General features: G+C 58.3%; 16 protein-coding genes. 9 read left to right on the forward strand and 7 right to left on the reverse strand.

Annotated elements, in window-relative coordinates; genetic code table 11:
* Positions 1-293: 293 nt before the first annotated feature.
* A complete protein-coding gene (locus TBK1r_RS05690; RefSeq protein ID WP_145208015.1) occupies positions 294-3,134 on the reverse strand; it encodes a RecQ family ATP-dependent DNA helicase in 2,841 nt (946 codons plus the stop codon).
* Positions 3,135-3,448: 314 nt separating this feature from the next.
* Here TBK1r_RS05690 and TBK1r_RS05695 point away from each other — a divergent pair, with 314 nt between their 5' ends.
* Both TBK1r_RS05695 and TBK1r_RS05700 read left to right on the forward strand, forming a co-directional pair.
* Positions 3,449-4,072, forward strand: a complete 624-nt coding sequence (locus tag TBK1r_RS05695; protein WP_145222086.1) for a hypothetical protein — start codon at positions 3,449-3,451, stop codon at positions 4,070-4,072.
* A gap of 78 nt (positions 4,073-4,150) precedes the next feature.
* The gene (locus tag TBK1r_RS05700; protein ID WP_095738049.1) at positions 4,151-4,894 is read left to right on the forward strand and encodes a hypothetical protein; all 744 of its coding nucleotides are present in this window, start codon (positions 4,151-4,153) and stop codon (positions 4,892-4,894) included.
* Between the two features lie 5 nt (positions 4,895-4,899).
* On the opposite strand, the gene TBK1r_RS05705 is transcribed toward TBK1r_RS05700, so the two are convergent.
* Positions 4,900-6,282 carry an MBOAT family O-acyltransferase gene (locus TBK1r_RS05705; protein ID WP_145208017.1) on the reverse strand — a complete coding sequence of 461 codons (1,383 nt, stop codon included), beginning with the start codon at positions 6,280-6,282 and terminating at the stop codon, positions 4,900-4,902.
* 6 nt (positions 6,283-6,288) lie between these two features.
* On the reverse strand, positions 6,289-7,467 hold the full coding sequence (locus tag TBK1r_RS05710; RefSeq protein ID WP_145208019.1) for a hypothetical protein: 1,179 nt from the start codon (positions 7,465-7,467) through the stop codon (positions 6,289-6,291).
* A 263-nt stretch (positions 7,468-7,730) separates the two neighbouring features.
* On the opposite strand from TBK1r_RS05710, the gene TBK1r_RS05715 reads away from it, so the two are divergent.
* Complete coding sequence (locus tag TBK1r_RS05715) at positions 7,731-9,083, forward strand: rhomboid family intramembrane serine protease (RefSeq protein WP_145208021.1); 1,353 nt, start codon at positions 7,731-7,733, stop codon at positions 9,081-9,083.
* 142 nt (positions 9,084-9,225) lie between these two features.
* Here TBK1r_RS05715 and TBK1r_RS05720 read toward each other — a convergent pair whose 3' ends face one another.
* Positions 9,226-11,196, reverse strand: coding sequence for a tetratricopeptide repeat protein (locus tag TBK1r_RS05720; RefSeq protein WP_145208023.1), 1,971 nt, complete (start codon positions 11,194-11,196; stop codon positions 9,226-9,228).
* Positions 11,197-11,512: 316 nt separating this feature from the next.
* Between TBK1r_RS05720 and lepB the strand changes: the two genes are divergently transcribed.
* A complete protein-coding gene (gene lepB / locus TBK1r_RS05725; protein ID WP_419581006.1) occupies positions 11,513-13,522 on the forward strand; it encodes a signal peptidase I in 2,010 nt (669 codons plus the stop codon).
* A 68-nt stretch (positions 13,523-13,590) separates the two neighbouring features.
* Positions 13,591-14,514 (forward strand): LPS export ABC transporter ATP-binding protein, encoded by a 924-nt coding sequence (lptB, locus tag TBK1r_RS05730; RefSeq protein WP_145208025.1) that lies wholly within the window; start codon positions 13,591-13,593, stop codon positions 14,512-14,514.
* Positions 14,515-14,543: 29 nt separating this feature from the next.
* Here lptB and TBK1r_RS05735 read toward each other — a convergent pair whose 3' ends face one another.
* From TBK1r_RS05735 to TBK1r_RS05740, 3 genes are all read right to left on the reverse strand, one after another.
* Complete coding sequence (locus tag TBK1r_RS05735) at positions 14,544-15,026, reverse strand: hypothetical protein (RefSeq protein WP_145208027.1); 483 nt, start codon at positions 15,024-15,026, stop codon at positions 14,544-14,546.
* Between the two features lie 72 nt (positions 15,027-15,098).
* Positions 15,099-15,260: a hypothetical protein gene (locus tag TBK1r_RS38340; protein WP_419581007.1), complete on the reverse strand. Its 162-nt coding sequence runs from the start codon at positions 15,258-15,260 to the stop codon at positions 15,099-15,101.
* Between the two features lie 74 nt (positions 15,261-15,334).
* Positions 15,335-16,570 carry a DUF1559 domain-containing protein gene (locus TBK1r_RS05740; protein ID WP_145208029.1) on the reverse strand — a complete coding sequence of 412 codons (1,236 nt, stop codon included), beginning with the start codon at positions 16,568-16,570 and terminating at the stop codon, positions 15,335-15,337.
* A gap of 85 nt (positions 16,571-16,655) precedes the next feature.
* Here TBK1r_RS05740 and TBK1r_RS05745 point away from each other — a divergent pair, with 85 nt between their 5' ends.
* From TBK1r_RS05745 to TBK1r_RS05760, 4 genes are read left to right on the forward strand one after another with little or no spacing between them, the layout of a single operon-like run.
* Positions 16,656-17,828: a GspE/PulE family protein gene (locus tag TBK1r_RS05745; protein WP_145208031.1), complete on the forward strand. Its 1,173-nt coding sequence runs from the start codon at positions 16,656-16,658 to the stop codon at positions 17,826-17,828.
* A complete protein-coding gene (locus tag TBK1r_RS05750) occupies positions 17,825-18,880 on the forward strand; it encodes a type II secretion system F family protein (protein WP_145208032.1) in 1,056 nt (351 codons plus the stop codon). The genes TBK1r_RS05745 and TBK1r_RS05750 overlap by 4 nt, the downstream gene beginning before the upstream one ends.
* A complete protein-coding gene (locus TBK1r_RS05755) occupies positions 18,877-19,719 on the forward strand; it encodes a hypothetical protein (protein WP_145208034.1) in 843 nt (280 codons plus the stop codon). The genes TBK1r_RS05750 and TBK1r_RS05755 overlap by 4 nt, the downstream gene beginning before the upstream one ends.
* Positions 19,716-21,002 carry a type II secretion system F family protein gene (locus tag TBK1r_RS05760; RefSeq protein WP_145208036.1) on the forward strand — a complete coding sequence of 429 codons (1,287 nt, stop codon included), beginning with the start codon at positions 19,716-19,718 and terminating at the stop codon, positions 21,000-21,002. Before TBK1r_RS05755 ends, TBK1r_RS05760 begins: the two co-directional genes overlap by 4 nt.
* Positions 21,003-21,016 lie beyond the last annotated feature (14 nt).

Raw genomic sequence — 21,016 nt, forward strand, 5'->3', positions numbered from 1 at the left:
TTGCTCGCCTTGGCGAGGCAGTGATATTTGAGAGGAAGGGGCGATGGTGATTGTGATTGCCAAGTCCGATTGGCAAACGCCCCGTGACAGCTTGCCCGACAGCAGCAGTGGTGAGCAAAACCGGTGCCACACGCCGAAACCAACACTGAAACTATGCGTCGGTATGATAAATCGGTGTCAAAGCATTCCCCAAAACTCGGCTCGGGGAGTCGACCCGGCGGGCTACAATCCGCAAGGGCCTAGCCGGATGGGGTCTGATTGTACCAATTTGCGCGAAAATGGAATGCGGGTGCTCAGGACTGCCAACTTGGCGACACGCTCCGGCCCCGCGCCGCGGCAGCTTGGAGATGACAGGCAATCTGGCGACGATTCAGCTTACGAATCTGGCAAACCTCCTCCATCGTGAATCCGTCGCTGAACAGACGCCAAGTCCAGTACGCGTCGCGTTCACCGATCGACTCGTCCACGGCAGCCGGTGGATCGGCGGCCAGCGGATCAGGAGCAAAATCCGCAACACCCGAATCGGCTCCCAGCACCGGCGGCTCCTGCACAGGCTCCTCCACCGGCAGCTCGGCGAGGCCCACGCTCGACTCGCCCCCCGGCGGTCCGGGAACGTCACCCTCCGCGGTCGCGGTTTCCGGGATATCCGCCTCCGTCAGGCAACCGCGGATGATCTCCAGAATGTCGTAACCATGCTGCTCCATCGTTGCCGGCCCGATTCCCGAGACGGCTTCCAGTTCGCTGCTGCTTTGCGGACGAATTTCGGCCAGCCGGTCGATCGTCGAGTTCGTCAGGACCCGATAGGCGGGGATTCCCAGTGCCGCGGACGCCCGGCGTCGCCAGCGTTTGAGCGCCTCGCCGATCTCATCGGCCAGTTTCTTTTCGGGGCTGGTCAGGTCATCGAGGGTGATGTGGATGCCGGCCTGCGATTCCATTTGGGCTTCGTCCAGGGAATGGTCGTCCGGTGCAGAGGGCGATTGCGCATCCGATTTGGCGACGTCGGTCGATTCGATGTGCCGTGCCGCCGCGGCCAGCCCCCGGGCGAGCGCCTTGGACAACGTGAACGAGGCCGGCAACGGCGTCTTCAGGTGCATCACGGACTTGCCGAAGTCGCTGATTTCGATCGTCGGACGACGTTGGTCGACTTCACGTTGCTCGATCATCCCGTGCTCGATCATCGCATCGATGATCTTGCTCAATTGAGCCTGTTTCATCGACGACAACATCCCGTAGGTGCTCAATCGTTGAAGCTTCCATTGGGTGATGCGTTTGTTTTGTGATCCGCACAGCATCTGAGCGACCAAGTTCTTTCCGAAACGACCGTGCATGCGGGTCACGCCGCTGAGGATGACGCGCAACCCACACAGCAACGCATTGGCGTCGGATTCGGTCAGACCGTCCGTGACCGCGCTGCTCGCATTTTTGCCATCGTCGACGTCACAGCGATCACACTTTCCACAATTCTTGCTTTCCGGATCGCCGAAATAATCCAAGATCACGCGTTGGCGGCAGCCGCCGGTACGAGCGAACCCGATGACGGCTTCTAGTTTTTCATATTCGTTGGCTTTTCGCCGGGCGAGTTCTTCGAAATCGATCTCCAGGTTTTCGAAGGGGACGTCGCGCTGGACGAAATGGACGGCGCGTCCGCGGAACGGTGGCACGTAGTCAAACGCGTTCAATCGACTCAGTTCACGCAACGTCCGCATCAATTGGTCGCGATCGACGTCGGCCAGTTCCATCAATCGGTTGGGCCGCACGTAGACGTCGTCGTTCCGGCGTCGACCGACAACTTTCTCAATCGCGGTCATCACCCGGCGACGCAGTTTTGCTTCTTTCGGCAGGAAATCCAGCAACGTCGGGGCATCGCTGTCGATCCGAACGAGCAGCTGGTTTTGGCTGCTGTCGAGTCGCCGTAGCACGCCGGCTTTGGCGAGCAGTGTTTCGGCGGTCCCGATCGCTTCGGAACTGTCCCCGTCGATCGCATCACGGACTTGATCGAGCGTCAACTCGATCGGATCCTCCGGCCGCGAGAGCAAGTACTGGTAGACCTTGTTGACGATCGCTTTGGAGGGGTAACGATTCTCGATGAAAAACTCTTGGATGTAGCGATCGTGATAGGAGAAAAACAGGCGGCAATCGCTCTCCAATCCGTCGCGTCCGGCGCGGCCGGCTTCCTGGTAATAGGCCTCCAACGTTCCCGGCATGTTGTAATGGGCGACAAACCGGATGTCGGACTTGTCGATCCCCATGCCAAAGGCGTTGGTGGCAACGATCGCCGCCAACTCGCCAGACATGAACTTTTCCTGCACGATGCGGCGTTTCTCCGACTCCATGCCGCCGTGATAGATGCCGATCGGGCGGCGTGTCTTTTCCGGCAACCATTCGCCGATCGCTTCGCACGTTTTTCGCGTCGCGGCATAGACGATTCCGGCGCCGTCTTGCCGTTTGACGAATTCGACCAACTGGTCTTCTTTTTCCACGTCCGTTTTGCTCTGAGACACCCCGAAATGGAGATTGGTGCGGGCAAACCCTGTCACAAAAACTTTGGGGGATTGCAGATCCAACAGAGAACAAACGTCCTCACGCACCATCGGTGTCGCGGTAGCGGTCAGCGCGATCGTTTGCAGACCACCCAGGTACTGCGAGCGGACTTTGCCCAGTCGGGAGTAGTCGGGGCGAAAATCGTGTCCCCATTCGCTCACGCAGTGGGCTTCATCGACGGCCAGCAAGGTGACTTGGCAGCGTTGCAAGGTTTCCAGAAATCGACCGTTGCGAAGCCGTTCCGGCGCGACATAAACCATTTCCAGTTCGCCGCGGGCCATCGATTCCATCACGTCCTCTTGTTCGCGGAGGCTGAGCGTGGAATTGATCAGCCGGGCGGCGATTCCCAGTTGCCGCAGCGTGTCGACCTGGTCCTTCATCAACGCGATCAGCGGCGAAACAACGATCGTTGTGCCGGGACGAGCCAGGCTGGGCAGCTGGTAGCAGAGGCTTTTCCCACCGCCGGTCGGCATCACGCACATCACGTCTTCGCCGCTGGCGACGGCTTCGATCACCTCGCGCTGACCGGGCCGAAATTCGCTCAGGCCGAACCGAGAGAGCAGCGAATCGTAATCGGTGGCAGTGGCATTCATGAATCAGTCCGTTTGAGAAGGCATGTGCGGTCAAAAGTATACGGATTTCCCATGCATTGGCGATCCGCGACCCGCCCATCGCGACCGGCGAGCCCTGACCGGCTGGCCTGACTAGCTGGCCCCACCCTGACAACAGCCGATAGCAGTCTGGACCAACCTCGTCTATACTCGATCGTTTCTGCCGCCGTGACCTGATTCAACCGAGCCTGCACTTCGCCATGCCGCACGCCATGCTCTGTGCCCGACCGCATTCGAGGCGTTTCCGATCTGTCACCCCCCTATTTTTTCGTCTCGTCGTGCTGATCCTCGCCGGCATGGTCTGGGGCCAGGGACTTTGCGGCCTAGGACGCAGTCACGCCGATGAGCCGGTTTTTACCGATGATTTCGAGTCGGGGACGACGCGTTGGGAAATGCTCGACCCGAAGACCTGGAAACACAGCACGCACGACGGCTCCAAGACGATCGAAATCACCGACCGCAGCAGCGAGTACAAGCCGCCGGTTCGCAGCCCGCTGCATGTCGCACTGATCAAGGACCTGGAACTGGGCAGCTTCGAAATCCACTTTCGGGTCAAAAGTACCAAAGACACCGGAAACCATCGCGATTGCTGCGTGTTTTTCAATTATCGCGACGACCAGCACTTTTATTACGTGCACCTGGGGGCCCGACCCGACCCGCACAGCGGCCAGATCATGATCGTCAACGAAGCACCGCGTCGGGCACTGACCAACAACACCCGCGAAACGCCTTGGGACGACCAATGGCACCAGGTCAAATTGGTGCGTGATGTCGAATCCGGCCGAATCGCGATCTTTTTCGATGACATGGCTCAACCGCAGATGGAGGTATTTGACAAGACGTTCACCAACGGACGAATCGGCCTCGGATCGTTTGACGACTTAAACGCCTTCGATGATGTTGTCGTCTTCACGAAGTAGCCGCGGCAGACGCCGCCCCAATCTCTTCTTTCCAACGGCTCGGTTGGACTTCACACCAATACAAGGACTCTGCAGCGGATGAGCGATTACGGAATGTTCAGCGATGATTTTTATCTCAACATGAACTTGGCGACCGAAATGGATCTGCCGCAAAATCGCGAGTCCGTGCTGCACTATTTCGAACAGGTCAGACGTCGTTACCCCCAGATGCTGAACTTCTATTCCCGCGAGAAGTCAGAATTTGTGCTCGAAGAGGAAAAGGAAAAGGGTTCCTACCGCTGGGTTTCCATCGAACCCCGTCGGCTCAACAGCGGTTCGGTGAACCCCGAATCGTTGGAGGCCGCGATTGACCAACACCGCAGCATCTTGGAACTGGTTCCCTATGAGCTTTCCATCACGCCACTGGATTGCGAGGCGTTGAGTGTGATGCTGGGATTCGATTTCAACTATCGCGGGAACCACAACGAGATTTTGAACCAGGCGATCGGAATCGCGCCGGCGTTGGAACGCTTTACCACGCTGCCCTACGGCAAAGTACTCTCCAACGAACCGTCGCTGCAATTCGCGCTCGATGAAGAATGCCGGACGCAGTGCCGAATCAGTTTCGAATCCCGGACCACGGCCTATCAAGTGCGGACGGGCGAGTACAGCGAAGATCAACTGAGCGTCTACCTGACCGTGCGCCGATACGACAGCCTGGGACCGGATGAATCGTTTGACAAAGAATTCATGCGGCTGTCCTCCCTGTGCCGCGATCTGGTCGACGAGTATCTCGTCAGCGCCGTCTTAAGACCCTTGCAAGAAGCGATCTCGCTGCACTGATCGCATCAGAACTGAAAGTACACGAACGGCGTAAATCCTCGTGGCGCGTACAAGACCAGGCACCAGATCATCACCGTCGTCGCAATCGGGGTGTACCAGCGGTCGGCACGCAACCGCATCGCGATTCTCAGACGCGTCGTCCAGGCGGCATGTTCCAGCACCATGATCCCGATCGCTGCGATCGCCAACGGCGGATACCAATTGATTCCCGGTGACTGAAACAGCAACTGCCGCGTGATCGACGCAACGTGGTCCAATGACGTGCTGCGAAACAGCACCCAGCCGAAAACGACCACCAAGAACGTCGACAGCCTTCCCAGCCACACGGCCTTGCGCACGTCATACCGGCGGTGGAGTTCGCGTTCGCAGACCAGCGCCGCGCCGTGCCAGAAGCCCCACAGCACGAACGTCCATGCCGCCCCGTGCCACAGGCCGCCCAGCACCATCGTGATGATCAGATTGACGTTGGTTCGAATTGGCCCCCTGCGACTGCCGCCCAGCGGAATGTAAAGATAGTCGCGCAGCCAACGTGAAAGCGTCATGTGCCAGCGATGCCAAAAATCCGCCACGCTGGTCGCCAAGTAAGGGTGTCGAAAGTTTTTGGGAAAACGATAACCAAGCATCTTCGCGACACCGATCGCGATGTCGGTGTAGCCGGAAAAGTCATAGTAGATCTGCCCGGCGTACCCGATCACGGCCAGCCACACGGTCAGGCCGCCATACAATTGCGGGGCGGCGAACACGACGTCGACCACTTCGCCCAATCGATCCGCCAACAACACTTTTTTGATCAGTCCGCAAAGCGCCAGTTGAAACCCGCCGAAAAAACGTAGCGCTGACCAGTTCGGCCGCCGCGCTAGCTGTGGCAATAACTCGCTGGCGCGAACGATCGGCCCGGCGACCAACTGGGGAAAGAACGCGACATACAACGCGAAATCGAGTAGCGAATCGGTCGGCCGGATTTTTCCGCGATAGACGTCAATCGTGTAGCTGAGCGTCTGGAAGGTGTAAAACGAGATGCCGACCGGCAAGATGATGTTCAACGTGCTCGCGTTGAGACCGGCCGATTCGATCAACGGTGTCGCGGACTCGATAAAGAAATTGAAGTACTTGAAAAATCCGAGGACACCCAAGTTCACGCCAAGGCTGACGCCCAACCAAGCCTGCTTGGCCCGAGACGATGCTGCATGCGAAATCCGTCGGGCCACGAAATAGTCCACCGCTGTGGATAACAACAACAGACCACAAAAACGGTAGTCCCAATACGAATAGAAGTAGTAGCTGGCCGCCAGCAGGATCAGATTGCGCGTCACTCGTGTGCGACAACGCCAAACGGCCAATAGGATCAATCCCAGAAAGATCAGAAACTCGATCTGCGTGAACTGCATCGTGGATCAGTCCTTCGCCGGATCGTCGTTTTGGGCTTGCCCGGACGCCCCGAACCGATCGGAAAACGCCAACAGTTGTTCCGCAATGATCCGGTTTCCCGTCGCGTTGTAGTGCCCCACCCCGAATTGGCCGTTGTGAAATCCTCGCGGCCAATCGCCCCCGCGGGCAGCAGCAACCATCGCGTCTCGCGCATCGAGCACGTAAAACCCATGCCCGGAACACAATTGGCGGAAACGGTCGAACACATGCTGATCCGGGTCATTGAAGATAGTTTCACCGTCGGTGATGGCGGGGATCAAGGGTGCGTAAACGAAGATGCACGGCGCGTCGCATTGCCCGCGCAGCCGTTCCAACTGGCCAGACAAACGCTTTGCCAACGACGTCAGTGTCTGATTCGATGTCCCCGATCGGCTTGAAACTGTTGGCGACTCGACCGGTCCGGGACGAAACCTGAGTCGACGCCGTGTCGTTCCGTCACCGGTCGTCAGGATGTTGCGAACGGTTTGGATCAGGAAGGCGGGAAACGTCGCACTGATTTTGGACTGTGATGGATCCAGCTCCTCCTTGGCATCAGCGATTTCAGCTGTCCAGTCGGACCACTCGACGATCAGAAAGACGTGGGCGTCAACCGTGAACGCATCGTTGTCACGTAGCGTTGCGATCTGTGCGATCCAGTCGTTGCAGTCGTCGCCGCTGCGCGCGAACGGATAAACGTGGATCTGATTCGACGACAGCCTCGCCACCTGGGCCGCGATCTTTTCGCGATCCTCCACACAAACCCCTTCGGCCTGAGAATCTCCCCAGAGTGCCAAACGCAGTCCGCCGAGTTCCTCGTGTTCCAGGGTCACCCTCCCCGGCATTCCCATCGGTCCGATCTGCGTCGTCGCGTATCCTTCGCTGCGCCAACGGTAATCCGATCCCGGTTGCAGCACCGCGACTCCCCGCGTCGGGTCTTCGATGCGCGGCACGTAACTGCGAACGAACCACGGCGAAGTGACGGCCACCAGAGCGGTCCCGAGCAGCATTCCGACAATCCATCGACGCAGCATCAATCGGCCGCGACAGGAGGAGGCGGCAAAGTCGTTCCAGTGCCAGAAGATCGGTCGGGCGGCGCGTTTGGACGCATGGCGGAGGAAGATCGAGTAAGAAGTCGGACGGCAAGTGATGCTATAGGATACCCACATCGGAACAACAACGCAGGTCCCAAGCCACGCGCCACTGGCTGACGCCACGTGCCGGAATCCCGGCGGGACGCGTGGTTGGGCGGCGCATGGGGTAATCCCCGAGCCACGAGCCACCGGCTAACGCCACGTGCCGGCATCTCGTCCGGAAGCGTGAGTGGGCGCCGCGATTGGTGTATGATCTGGGCAAACGACGATTTGCATGGGTCAACGAAACGGTTCGTGGCAAGATCGTCGGGGCCGACCGCTCTTCGTGAGTCCTTTGGATGATCATCCCCTACAGCACCGACGCGCCTCTCTATCACCTGCCTTGGGTCACGGGAGGTTTGATCGTCACGAACATCGTCGTGTTTTTTGCGACCACGTTCCAGGTCTTCATCGGCAATTGGGAACCGGAACAAATTGATTGGTTGTTGATCCAGTTCAACCAAATCAATCCGCTGCAATGGCTGACTGGCAATTTCATGCACTTTGACCCATTTCACCTGATGGGCAACATGTTCTTCCTGTTCTGCTTTGGCTTGGTGGTGGAAGGCAAAGTCGGAAATCGTCGCTTCTTGGGGATCTACCTGGCGACCTGTCTGTTGATCGGCGCGGTGGTGCAGATCCCAATGTTTTTTCTGGGCGGCGAAGAAGCCGCCGGCGGTGCGTCGGGTGTGATTTCGACCCTGATGGTGATCGCGCTGATTTGGGCCCCGGAAAACGAAATCAGTGTCTTCTACTTCTTCTTCCCGTTCGTGGGGACCGCCGAACCACGCATCGTCACGATCTGTGTGTTCTTCATCGGCATGGATGTCCTCTCCGTCGTGTTTAGCGGTTTTGCGATGTCGGGCGCGATGGGACACGTGATCGGTGCCCTGATGGGATTCCCGATCGGAATCTACTTTCTGAAAACCGACGAGGTTGATTGTGAAGGCTGGGATGCGATCTCCCGCAACGAGTGGTTGCAACAATACCCATTGCTGTACGGCGAAAAGCAGCGACAACGTGATCGCGACAAGCACGACGAAATAGAAAACCCGGTCGAAAAGGCGTTGCAGGTGACCGGCGGCGATGTCTCGAAAAGTCAATACATCGGTCTCGCGTCGACCAAGTGGAAACCCAAAACCAAATCACCCTCCCCTGCCGTGCCGGCGACTGCGACCCCACGAAAGTCTCGCAAAAAGAAACGCCGGACATCCGAAGTGTCGCCGGAGCGTGTGGCCGAGAAATGTCAGGCCCATCCCGAATTCAATCGCTTGGCCTACGTGCTCCGTCAGAGTCTGCAATCAAACAATTTGCCGGCGGCACAACAAGCGTTCTTGCGATTGGACACGCTTAAAATCGGCGCGGGTTTGGCCGAGACGACGTTGATGCGATACGCATCGGATCTGTGCGCGCAACGCCAATGGGTCAATGCGATTCGTCCGCTCGCCCTCGCGGTGGAAAAACAAGGCGCGCTGGCCGACGATGCGTGTCTGCGTCTGGCACAGATCCAACTGCGAGTGCTACAACGCCGCGACCACGCCATAGCAACGTTGGAGAAGATTGTGGTACCCGAAGGCGAATCGATCGACGCAGAAAAGAAAGAGCGATTGCGTAAACGCGACGAATTGCTCAGCCTGGCACGCGGCGGGTGAACCGGTTGAGTTCAAACGATGGTCTGCCGTTTGGCGCGAGCCTCACTTTCCCAAGAGTTCGGTCATGCGGTGCGTGACATTCGGCATGCACAGCATGCCCTTCCCGTCTTGGCATGCACAGCATGCCCTACACCCGGCTGCGTTACAGCGCGGCTTTGAACTGTTTCAACTGACGGAGCATCGGGGGTGAGAACGGGTCAAGCTTGATCGCTTGTTCCTGCGTGATCACCGCTTCTTCGATCCGGCCGAGCGCAAAGTAGCAACGGGCACAGGTATCCAGCCGCGCGGCGCGGTACATCAGATCTTCCGAATCGAGGAACTCCAACGAATCCAGACTGCACTTCAACGCACGTTCGTAATCGCCTTCGGTGTTGGCGACCAACCACGCGTATTGATTGTACGCTTCGCCCAGTTCCGCCTTGTAGTCTTCCGGCTTGATGATCTTTTTGCGGGACTCGATCCGAGAGATGCGCTGCTGCAGTGCATCGCGATTCTGGACAATTTGTTTGATCACCGATGGCTTCCAATCGGGGTCGCCGGGATCATCCAAACGATACATCCGAATCAGGATATCGATGTTGTCGTTGTCAAATCGATAGGCCAGTTGCAGCTTGCTTTTGACCTCGTTCAACGTCGCCCGATCGTCACCGTTTTTTTCCAGCAACGCGAGACCGCTTTCGTATTCGTAAAGGCTGCGGATCCGACTCAGGCTGATTTGCCATCGCGACATTCGCGATTGATAAAGGCGATCTTTCTTGGCCCGATCGGCGATCGGAAACAACACCGTCGCGGCGTCTTCGTGCCGCAGCTGTTCGCTGAACATCCGCGCCAATTCCTGACGCGCGCTGACGCCGACGATTGATTCGATATCGCAATGCTTGATGATTTCTCGATTTTCGCGTTCGGCCCATTCGAATCGCCCTCGCGAACGCAGCAACAACGCGGCTTGATAATGGGCATACGCGATCTCTTGCAGCTGGTGGTCGGTGATCGCGTTTTCGTCCGCTTTCGGTTTTTCCGCCTCACCGGGTTCGGCAGCATCACTCGCGGCGACTTCGGGCAGGGGGTTGATCTGCAGCGCGTCCGCGGCGAGTTCCTCTGCCAACTCGCTCTGGCCGATCTCGTCATAGGCTTGCGCGGCCGAATACAGCAACTCGGCGTTTTCGCCAAAAGCGTGTTGATGCCGTTCGTAGAGTGCGACCACGATCGGGAACAGTCCTTGGCGAATCGACCACCCGGCATGCTCGGACAGATCGCGAGTCGCCGGGGCGATCAGATCGATGTGCTCCATCACTAGCGACAACGCCGCCTCGCGTGCGTCTTCGGCCAGGGCCCGCGTTGCCAGCACGCGAATCATCTGCATCACCGACGCCGATGTGACGTCGGGGCTGACCCCCGCATCGACCTGCCTGCGCTGCTGGCGGACGAGTTCTTCCCAGCGTTCGGGCGAATAACTTCCCGCCTGCAGATCCTTTGCGTAGGCCAGCAACCACTGTGACGAATCGCGTGGGTTGTCTCCGATCACCGCTTCGATCCGCTCGGCCAAGCGACGTCGGCTGACCTTTTCGCGGCCGAGCGGCTGCTTCAGGACCAACATCGCCGCGCGACGACTGAGCGGGACGCTGGGATCGAATCGTGCCAGCCTCGCCAACGCCTCGACCCCCATTTGGTCACGCAAACGCCCCAGCAGCTCAATGCGTCCCAGTCGATCGGCTTCGCTTTGGGCGCCATATTCGCTGAGGATCTCTTGGACTTCTTTCGGATCGGAGTCTTTCGACCAGCTGACTTGTAGGCTGCTGATCAGATAGCGGGCGGCCGACAAGATCTCGCTGTCGTCGTGGTTTTGAGCCTCGCGAAGGGCATCAAACGCCTCTAGCCCGTACATCTTCAGCTGATTCCGGGCCCGCATTCGGGTGGCATAGCTGTCGCTGCCGAGTTTTTCGATCAGCTCTTGGATCAACTGGTCGGTCGTTTTGGCTTTGTCATCGGCCGGACTGTCACCGTCAGCTGCCCGAGCGACGCCGATTGAGCCTTGGCAAAGCCCCCCGACGAGCAAAAGGGCGGCGCACCAGGTCCAGACGAGGCGTGGAGCGTGTTGCAGAGGTTGGAGCATCTTTCCGACGGCCGACGAGGAATTTCAGTTTGATTGACCGCTCGTATTCTATCGATTCGACCAAAATTGTGCAGCTGGAATGCCCGCCCGCCTGCCCCGGCGATCTAAAATCCGCCTCGCAATGCGGGTCGATCACGCCTTTTTGTCGCTCGACTTGCTGTCTCGCGCACAAATCTGCGAGACGGCACGAGTTCCCAGCCAAGAATCGCCCGATGCAATCGAAGTTCCCAGCGAGCGATAAACCAGCTAATATCCCTGCATGGAACGGCCTTTTGCCAGAGTTTTCTCCCCCTTTCAAGTTGATCCGCAGCGACGAATGACGCGAAAATCGAAGAATTCGAACGACACTGGCAAAGCCGCCAAAAAAACACCCTCGCGTGCCGAGTCGGCTGCGTCGTCGGATGACCGGACACCGGAACAACGATTCGGCGACTCGATCCGCACCTCCGCCCAGCGGGAAACTGTTGAGGCGTTTGTGGTCGCGTTCGTATTGGCGCTGCTGTTTCGCGCGTTTGTCGCCGAAGCTTTTGTGATCCCGACCGGCTCGATGGCGCCGACGCTGATGGGGGCTCACAAGGATATCGATTGCCAACAGTGCGATCATCGTTTCCAAATCGGTGCCAGCAAAGAACGCCGGGGGCCGTACCAAGACGACACGGTTGTGGGTGGTATTTGTCCCAATTGCCGCTACATCAATAACCTGGATCTGGCCGAGAACAGCAACGCGACCACCTTCAACGGCGACCGGATCCTGGTCAGTAAATTCGCCTACACGCTTAGCGAGCCCGAACGCTGGGACGTGATCGTGTTCAAGTTCCCGGGGAACCCGAAACAGAACTACATCAAACGGCTCGTCGGGCTGCCCAATGAAACGATCAGTGTCTTTCATGGCGATGTCTACGCGGCACCGACCGATGAACCGACGTCGGATGTCATCCTCCGCAAACCGGCCGACAAACTGTTGGCGATGCGGCACCACGTCTATGACACCGACCAGCAGTCGGACTTGCTGATCAAGTCCGGCTACCCCAGCCGAATCCAACCATGGCGAGAAAACACCTCGGCCCCGCCCGAGGACTCTTGGACGATCGATCGCAGCCAAGACGGTTTGGTCGCCTCGGTCGAGCCCAAGAACGAAACCGAGACCCACTGGTTGCGTTACTTCCACCGCTGGCCGACCGACACGCAATGGAACACCGCCGCCAAGGGTGGGCCGCTCAATACGGTTGCCCCCTACAGCAGCCGACTGATCACCGACTTCTACGCCTATGACTGCTACATCACGGTCCCCAGTCGCGATGTCTATGAAACAACACCCTCCAACGCACGATGGGCCGGTAAGCCGCCATGGAATCCCGATTACAAGTCGGGTGGTCCGTTGGCACAATTCGGCGGCGATGCCCGCTTCGGCGAACGCGGTATTGCCGATGACGGCTTGCACTGGGTCGGTGACCTGATTGTCGAATCCGAGGTGACGGCGTCGAGTCAATGCAAGGAATTGACGTTGGAATTAATCGAGGCCGGGATTCAGTACCAATGCCGCATCGATCTGACAAACGGCAACGCCAAACTCGTCATCTTAGACGGTGACCAATCGCTGCAGTTTACCGGCACCGATGGCAAACAAGCGGCTTCGGTGCAAGGAGCCAGCGGGGCGCGGGCCGGCGAAACGTTTTTGGTCCGATTCAGCAACTGTGATGACCAACTGTTGCTGTGGGTGGACGACGCGTTGGTCGAATTTGACGGCCCGACTACGTTCGACGCCCGAGCTTTTCATGGCGACGACGAAGCGTATCCGCGATACCAAGCGGGCGTCCATCCGATGGACGCCGCGCCGGTCGGCATCGCGGTGCGTGGCGGGGCAGCAACGGTTGACCGAGTCAAAATTGATCGCGACAAGTATTACGTCGCCACCGACAACAGCTCGTTCGGCATCTTTGACTACGACATGAACGAGCTTTACCGACTCGCACAGCAAAACGTCAGCTTTCGAGACATCCAAGACGTGATGGCGCGTCCTGAACTGTGGGAACAATTTCCCGTCTGGCAAACACGCCGCAAGGTGACGTTTCGCTTAGAAGAAAATCAATTCTTTCCGATGGGCGACAATAGCCCCGAAAGTCTGGACGCGCGCTGTTGGGCTGGAACCAAACTGGGTGCCCGACTGCCCGACCGTTTCCGCGATCAAGCCTACGCGTTCGCTGATGCGTCCTACGTCCCACGCGATTTGCTGGTCGGCAAAGCACTGATGGTGTTTTGGCCCCACCCCTGGAATTCACCCGTCCCCTTCACTCCCAATTTCGACCGCTTCCGATTCATACGTTAGTGCCGGCATTGGCACTCCTACTGGCACCGGCCGGTCATCAATCATTCTCGAAACGGATTTCAAGTGCGATGAGTATCGATCACGACGAGCCCACGACGGTTCTGGAAGCTATCGATTTGCAAAAGACCTACGGCAGACGCCGCGTCGTTGACGGAGTCAATTTGCACGTCGGCAAGGCGGAGATCGTCGGATTGTTGGGCCCCAACGGAGCCGGCAAGTCGACCAGTTTCCGGATGATCTGCGGAATGATCCAACCCGATCGCGGCCGAGTTTATCTGGACGGACGCGATGTCACCGATTGGCCGATGTTTCGCCGCGCCCGTGATGGACACATGGGCTATCTGCCCCAAGAACCCAGCGTGTTCAAGAAGCTGACGGTGGAACAAAACATCTCGGCGTTGTTGGAACTGCTCGGGATGGACCGCAAGCAACGCAAAATCCGAACCCAAGAATTGCTCGAAGAGTTCAACATCACCCATATCCGCAAGAGTCGGGCGGCGGGATTAAGCGGCGGGGAACGACGCCGGCTGGAGATCGCTCGGTGCCTGGTTTCGGATCCCAAGATCGTGATGTTGGACGAGCCGTTTGCGGGGATCGACCCGGTCACGGTGCAATCGATCCAGGGCGTGATCAAGCAACTGCGTGATTCGGGAATCAGCGTTTTGATTACCGATCATGCGGCTCGCGAAATCTTGGGCACGGTGGACCGCTGCTACGTGATCTACCAAGGTCAAGTTTTGATCGACGGGACGCCCGAGGAAGTGAAACGACACCCCAAGGTCCGCGAAGAGTACTTAGGGGACATGGACGGGGCCGAGCGTATGGCCGAGGCGATCGACCCGCTGCCCGCAAACGCGCCCACAAACGCCCCCACCGCCGTCGCCGCAGCCCCCGCGAACGTCCATCCGGCTCAAGAAAAGTCCCCCGTGCCACCACCACACTTCCGTCAAAAACGTGCCCTGCGGCGACGCACGAATGTTTCGGATGTGTAGGTGCAGCGTCGCAGCATTCTTTTCGCCAGCTATTTGGCAAGAGATGGCAATTGAGATGCCGGGCGACCGAGCTTCATTTCTCTCAGTTCATCGTCAATGAGAGGAGCCGCAAACGTCACGCAATAACTTCGGTCATCGTTCAGCTGTAGCTCAGTTGCGGGCAACCACGACTCAGCTGCCTTGCCATGTCGACGAGACGGAAAGAAAACCATATCCAGCTTGGTGATTACCGATTGTGACTTTGAGTAGTACACACACGCATAGGTGTGATTGTTGTCAATCGTCACAACCAGATTTCCTTCATCAGGATTTCCTTTGGCAAAGGCGAATCCGCCCTCTCCAAATTTAACTTGCCGGTCGGAGAGGGCCTTCTTTGAATCAGCGAGAGATTGCCCGATGAACAGCTTGGCCGGAGCGCCCGTTGTCGCTGTTTTTTGGGTGGTGTGTTGCGAGTAGCCTACACAGCAAATCGCAGAAAAAAGACAGACGGTGGCAAGCATCGAGATTCGCATAGGAAACTCCTATTGGCGAGCGATTCAATTCGAATAATCTGCTCTTGGTACGTCAACTCAGGCACTACATCTTTATAAAACGGGTGCCGGATCGACCTGTTCTGGCAGTACTTTGCCCGGCGGTTCGATTGGTTCACCGACAACTTCCGGTGGTTGTTCCACTTCATCTGATTCACAACCGATCGTCATCGGAATCAATCCCATCACTACGGCCAGAATGCGTGTTGTACTCATAGAGTGGTCCTCAGGTTGACCGGTAAAAGGACTCGATTAGAACGGATTTTGGCAGAGGGTGCATGGCAGACCGCCTACAGAGACTCGCCAACCATCTCATTCTGATTGCGTGTTCCCAACGCTCCCCAGAGCCCGAAGGGGCTTGGGCTGCCGGGAGTCAGGTGGCCATGTCCATCGAGCGTCACGGTGCCTTTCATTTCACCCGACTCAATCGAATCGGTCAGGAACACGACGGAACCATCGCCCATTGCGACGTGGCCGCCGCCTTGGTGACGACTGCTCATCGATAACGTTCCGATCGTTGTTGAGTCGCCGCCGAAACAGAGTTGCGTATTGGGCGGCAGGACGGTGTTGAACCCGGTCATCAACGGCATCGCGTCTGCCCAACGATAACCTCTTCCCTGGCCGCGAATCGACGACAGCTGAACCGCGCCGCGTGCATCCCAAAACCGTGGACGCTCTGGATCGATCTGGCTGCGACAGAGTTGCACATCGTCTAACACGCCACCGGTCCATCCGTTTTCCACCGACGGAACCGTTCGAATGTCCTTGTCGCCAAGGTCGGTTGCGATCTCACCCAGCATGATCGTCGTGGACAGACCGTCGGTGACGTCGTCAAAGGAGGTGATCATCCGGGGAACAAACATCCCGCGTCCGGTCGCCTGCATCTGTGCCTCCCCGCTGGGCGACCACTTCGAATCCTGATAACGCCACAATCCTTCATCCAACCCTTCGATCGCGTCACCCAGGCACGCCGCATAATTGGTCCGCCCCAACGCGGGTGATCCGATGCCCGGATCCGACGGACAACGATACGTCGGGACCTCATGATCCCAGGGTTCATAGGATCCCATTGACGGAACCGGTCCCATGCTCGGATAGCGATGTTCCGGCTCGTTAAAGTCGTCGTCGTCCATCGACATGTCATAGAAGTCATCTTGCTCGGCGAGTAAGTCTCCCGCAGGCGGTGGTCCGGTCCATTCGCTACTGATGGTTTTCCACAGCGGCGTGCTGCCGAGAAACGGCGTGATGGACACCAGGAAACTCAGACGAAACTGATTGGTCGCTGCCGGATCATTGGTGTTGTTGAACGTCCCGGTCCCGTGTGGCGGAAGGATCGTGAACGCATCGTGATACTGGGCTACACCCAACGCCACCTGTTTCAAGTTATTGCTACAACTCATCCGACGAGCCGCTTCGCGTGATGCTTGGACCGCGGGCAACAACAGTCCCACCAAAATTCCGATCACACCAACAACAACGAGCAACTCCAGCAACGTGAATCCGTTATCATACCGGCGGTGGTTCATGGTCTATTCCAGTGGGTTGAAAACCATAGCTTAGCAATCTCCCGCATCACGCGTGCTCCGTGACGCGAGCTTTTTGGAATTCGGAATGCAGGTTTCTTTCTCACGATCGCGACGATCATCCACCGACCCTGAATTCGCAATCGCGATGGTCAACGAATGTTTGACCGCCGCGTTGGCTCGTGGCGCGAGTGACGTGCACCTTCAACCGCGATCGGGGCGCTGGGAGGTCTCGTTTCGGCTCAACGGCGTCCTGCAACCGTTTGATTCCTATGACTCTAGCGAGCAAAGCGATCCGGTTGCCCGCTTGATGGCGTTGTCGGGATTGCCGTCCTATCGCGGTGGCGTTCCACAGGAAGGGCCGCTTCGTTGGCGAGACGCGGGCGGAACAGAATACGAAATGCGGCTGGGCATTTTCCCGACGGTGCACGGCAATCGCGCCGCGATCCGAATCATCAGTGACCGCGAATCGATTCGTCACTTGGATCAGCTCGGCTTTGATGCTCCAACAGAAAAACAACTGCGATCGGTGTGTGATTCACGTGACGGATGGCTTCTCGTCGCCGGCCCCGCCGGCAGCGGAAAGACCACGACGCTCTACGCCTGTCTCCGCTACATCGCCGGCAGCGGGTTTCAGCGCAGCGTTTTGACGATCGAGGATCCGATCGAGTCGGTGATCGATTCGATCAGCCAAAGTCAATTGCAGCCGACCAGCGGCATGACGCTGGCGTCGGCGCTTCGCGCGGCGGTTCGCCAGGACGCCGAGGTGTTGCTGGTCAGCGAGATCCGCGACGTTGAGACCGCCGAAGCTGTTTTGGCGGCGTCGATGACCGGCCATTTGTGTTTTTCGTCTATCCATGCCAGCTCAATCGGCGTGACGCTGCGTCGATTGGTGCAAATGAAGTTGCCCAGTTACGCGATCCAAAGCGGACTGCGCGGCATCTTGTGCCAACGTTTGGTGCGGCGACTCTGCTCGCCGTGTTCGTCCGAATCAAACTCAGCCCCGAATCCGAATTGCCAGGGGTGTCACGGTACGGGATACCAAGGACGCATCCCGATCTCGCAACTTCTCGCCTTCGACGGATCGTCGGCCGGCCAAGCAGTATTCGACGGGTTGGTCGAAGGCCGATCCGCGATTGAAATCGACGCGATCGCCGCACGCGCAGGGATCGATTCGTTGCACGACCAGGCGGCGCGATTGATCGACCAAGGCGTGACGGATGCAAACGAAGTGTTTCGTGTGCTGGGGCGACGACCATGATGTCAGCGGACACACCGAAGATCAACTTGGACGACGACTCGCTGGTGATGCTACTGAACGAGGTGTCGGCGATGGCGGCGTCGGGTCGTCCCTTGATTGCGGGGCTGGCCGATTTGGATGACGCATCGATGGGAAAAATCGGTTGGGCGGCCAGGGCGGTGCGATCCAAGATCGACCGGGGGCAATCGGCGTCAGAGTCGATTGCGTCGTTGTCACGTGCTTATCAGGCGCCGCTGCGAGTTGCGATGGAAGTCATGGCACGGACCGGGTCCACTGTGCCGATTGACGAGGCCGGACGGTTGATTCGCCAAGCCAATGAGTCGCGACGTCGGATCCGTTTCGCGTCGATCAATCCGGTGCTGAACGTCATCGTATCCGCGGCGATTCTGTTTTTCGTGATGCCCTGGATCCTCGTGTCGCTCTCCGAGTCGCAATTGATTCGACCAGCGTTCGCGCCGTCAGTCACGGAAATCTGCCAGGCCTTTGCCCAAGACTTTTTACTGGCCGCCATCGCGACCCTGGTCGTCGTCGGATTGTTTTCGCTGGTGTTGTATTGGGGATTTTCCCGTTCCATCAACGGCGGTTCGGTGTATCGCGATCACGCCACGTTCTGTCGCTGGTTGGCGATCCAGGTCAGTCCGCCCGACCGACCGGATGCGACGAATGCCGGTGACTTGGAACTGGGCCGGTTGCTCCAGTCGTCCGCCGAAGTCGTCGGTCCCACGTTCACCGCATCGTGGGCCGGCGTGATCGAGAACATTCGCGGCGGAATGACATCGGAATCCTCGTTGGCGATCCCTCCCGACACGCCCGATCCGGTCGGTCGCTGTGTTGCGGATTTGGTCAGCGGAAACCGCCCAGCGGAGAGCATTGCGTTGGATCTGCAACGATTGAGCGACCTCTACACGCAACAGTCTCACCGCAACCAAGTGTGGTGGACCGAAATGCTGCCGCGTCTGGTGACATGGATGTTGATGATCGGAATGATGGTGATTTTGGTGCAGGCCATTGTGAAGCCGCTGTTGGACGTCGTCGGCGAGGTGGTTCAGTGAATCAACCGCAAATCGACGTGGAAAACAGCATTGCCGCGACCGCCGAACTCGAACTCTGGCAATCGATACGTGAAGACACGCGGCGCCGACTGACTCGCGTGGTTTCGATCGGGGTTTTGTATCTGCTGACCGCCCTGGCGGTCGGCGTGTACTTGATTCTGACCATGGCCGAAGTCGCCAGTGACACCGTGGTGTTGCGTTCCTGGAGACCGGAGATGATGGACGTGACTTGGATGAAGGTGACGGCGTTGGGCTACGTCGTCGCTGCGGTCCTCGCGATCCTCGGCTACCTCGTCATCCTGATGATGATCCTGCAACGTCTCCCGCCGCTGTTGTCAACCGTCGCCGGGTCGATGCCATGGATCGGATCGACCATGCGGATGGTCGCGATGGGCGAGTTTTGTCAATCGATCTATCAATCGTTGCTGCGCTCACAGACCTACGGGAACGCGCTGCAGCAGGCTTCGGAGACGGTTCATCATGCCGGGCTGCGGCGCTGGTCGGCAATTTCATCCAAACGCATCGAGCTCGGCCATCCGCTGTCGATGGTTCTGCAATCGTCACCGATCCAAGAACAACCGTTGTCCGCGGTGGCCGCCCTGTCCACCGTAGGGCTTGCGTCCACCGAAGGGCTTGCCGCCGATCAAGCGACCGAGCAAGCCGTTCAGATCTGGCATCGCGCGACGTCGGAGTGTCACGTTTTGGCTCAATCGCGGCTTGATCGCACGGCCGCATTCGTGTCGGTCAGTTTTCTGTTGGCGTCCGTCTTCATCGCCTTTTTCGCACTGCTGTTGATGGGAGTGTCGATGCAGACGCAGATACGGGGGTTGATCTATTGACCGATTCGATCCTTCAACTGTTCGTCGCGATTGTGGTTCCGGCTGTTTTGGCGGCGACCCTGCGCGCGGTTAATCGAACATTGCTGCGGCGTCCGGCGATAACAATGCCGGTGTTGTTGATCGCGTTTCTGGACGTGATGGAATGGGTGATGTGGGTGATATGCTTGTTGGCGGTGTGCGCCGCGGCACCGCATCCGGTGACCTTGTTGTTGGTCGCACTGTTTGTCGTGTCCATCGCAGCGGCGAGCCGGATGCGTTATCGTGAGGAGCAGCGTTCGCTCAACCGATGGCTGCGGATGGCCGCCGACAGCGGCGTCGCTCTGCCCGCGTTGCTCGACCACCTGGCCAACGGATGTCGCAGCCGAATCGCTCGCCAAGCCAAACGTTGTGTCAGACGCCTGTATCGGGGCGAAGCGATCGCCGACGCCGCCCGTCGCGCAGGACTTCCATTGGATGCCGATACCGTGGCTGCGATTCTGATTCCCGGGCACGATGTTTCGTCCGACGAAGAATCGTTGCAACTGAATTTGATTCGTGATCCGGTCGCACCCGTTGAACACCAAAACGAAGCGTCGCGTTCCATGACGCTGGCCGCCCAACAGTTCACTTACGTCATCGTCACGGTGCTGCTCGCTTGGTTGTTCGGTATGATCATCCGATCGGTGCTGATCCCGCTGATCGCGGAACTTTATGATTCAATGCCGTTCGCACGCATTCGTGCCAACGCCGCGCTCGAAACCGCTGCCTGGGTTGGAAACATCGTCGTGGGCTTGCTGCTGGTTTGGTTGTTGCTCGCTGGAATCGTTCGCTGGTTGCCGCATTGGATAGCGCGCTGCGTCCCTTGGTTTGGTAAGAAGGCGATCGATCAGTGGCGCTGTGAAATCCTTCGGGCACTGCAGCGCGGAATGCGTGCCGGACAAGCCGAGACACAGATTCTGCGGTGTGCGGCTGAATCCACGCGCGTCCGTTGGATTCGTTCGCGTTGCCGATCGGCTCTCCGTTTACTCGATGCCGGCACTCCATTGGCCTTCGCGATGCGTGGCGGCAAAATTGTCTCCGCCCGTGAGCAAGTTTGGTTGACCTGCGCAGCGAACAACGGAAACTTGCCCGCTGCGATCACGAAATTGGTCAGCGATGTGGGACGCCGCCAATCGCATCGCTGGAAAATCCGCATGGCGTGGTTCGTCCCGCTTGGGACGGTACTGGTCGGCGGCTTCGTGCTGTCCCACACGATCTTTTTGTTTCTATTTTTGTATGGCCTGATCGGAGGGATGGCCGGCTGATCTCCAGTTCCTTC

It is taken from the genome of Stieleria magnilauensis, from assembly GCA_007753675.1.
GTDB classification, from domain to species: domain Bacteria; phylum Planctomycetota; class Planctomycetia; order Pirellulales; family Pirellulaceae; genus Stieleria; species Stieleria magnilauensis.

Bases quoted from the DNA above. Each gene is read 5' to 3' on its own strand.
- TBK1r_RS05690 (WP_145208015.1), bottom strand. From the start codon at position 3,134: ATGAATGCCACTGCCACCGATTACGATTCGCTGCTCTCTCGGTTCGGC.
- TBK1r_RS05695 (WP_145222086.1), top strand. From the start codon at position 3,449: ATGGTCTGGGGCCAGGGACTTTGCGGCCTAGGACGCAGTCACGCCGAT.
- TBK1r_RS05700 (WP_095738049.1), top strand. From the start codon at position 4,151: ATGAGCGATTACGGAATGTTCAGCGATGATTTTTATCTCAACATGAAC.
- TBK1r_RS05705 (WP_145208017.1), bottom strand. From the start codon at position 6,282: ATGCAGTTCACGCAGATCGAGTTTCTGATCTTTCTGGGATTGATCCTA.
- TBK1r_RS05710 (WP_145208019.1), bottom strand. From the start codon at position 7,467: ATGTGGGTATCCTATAGCATCACTTGCCGTCCGACTTCTTACTCGATC.
- TBK1r_RS05715 (WP_145208021.1), top strand. From the start codon at position 7,731: ATGATCATCCCCTACAGCACCGACGCGCCTCTCTATCACCTGCCTTGG.
- TBK1r_RS05720 (WP_145208023.1), bottom strand. From the start codon at position 11,196: ATGCTCCAACCTCTGCAACACGCTCCACGCCTCGTCTGGACCTGGTGC.
- lepB (WP_419581006.1), top strand. From the start codon at position 11,513: ATGACGCGAAAATCGAAGAATTCGAACGACACTGGCAAAGCCGCCAAA.
- lptB (WP_145208025.1), top strand. From the start codon at position 13,591: ATGAGTATCGATCACGACGAGCCCACGACGGTTCTGGAAGCTATCGAT.
- TBK1r_RS05735 (WP_145208027.1), bottom strand. From the start codon at position 15,026: ATGCGAATCTCGATGCTTGCCACCGTCTGTCTTTTTTCTGCGATTTGC.
- TBK1r_RS38340 (WP_419581007.1), bottom strand. From the start codon at position 15,260: ATGAGTACAACACGCATTCTGGCCGTAGTGATGGGATTGATTCCGATG.
- TBK1r_RS05740 (WP_145208029.1), bottom strand. From the start codon at position 16,570: ATGAACCACCGCCGGTATGATAACGGATTCACGTTGCTGGAGTTGCTC.
- TBK1r_RS05745 (WP_145208031.1), top strand. From the start codon at position 16,656: ATGCAGGTTTCTTTCTCACGATCGCGACGATCATCCACCGACCCTGAA.
- TBK1r_RS05750 (WP_145208032.1), top strand. From the start codon at position 17,825: ATGATGTCAGCGGACACACCGAAGATCAACTTGGACGACGACTCGCTG.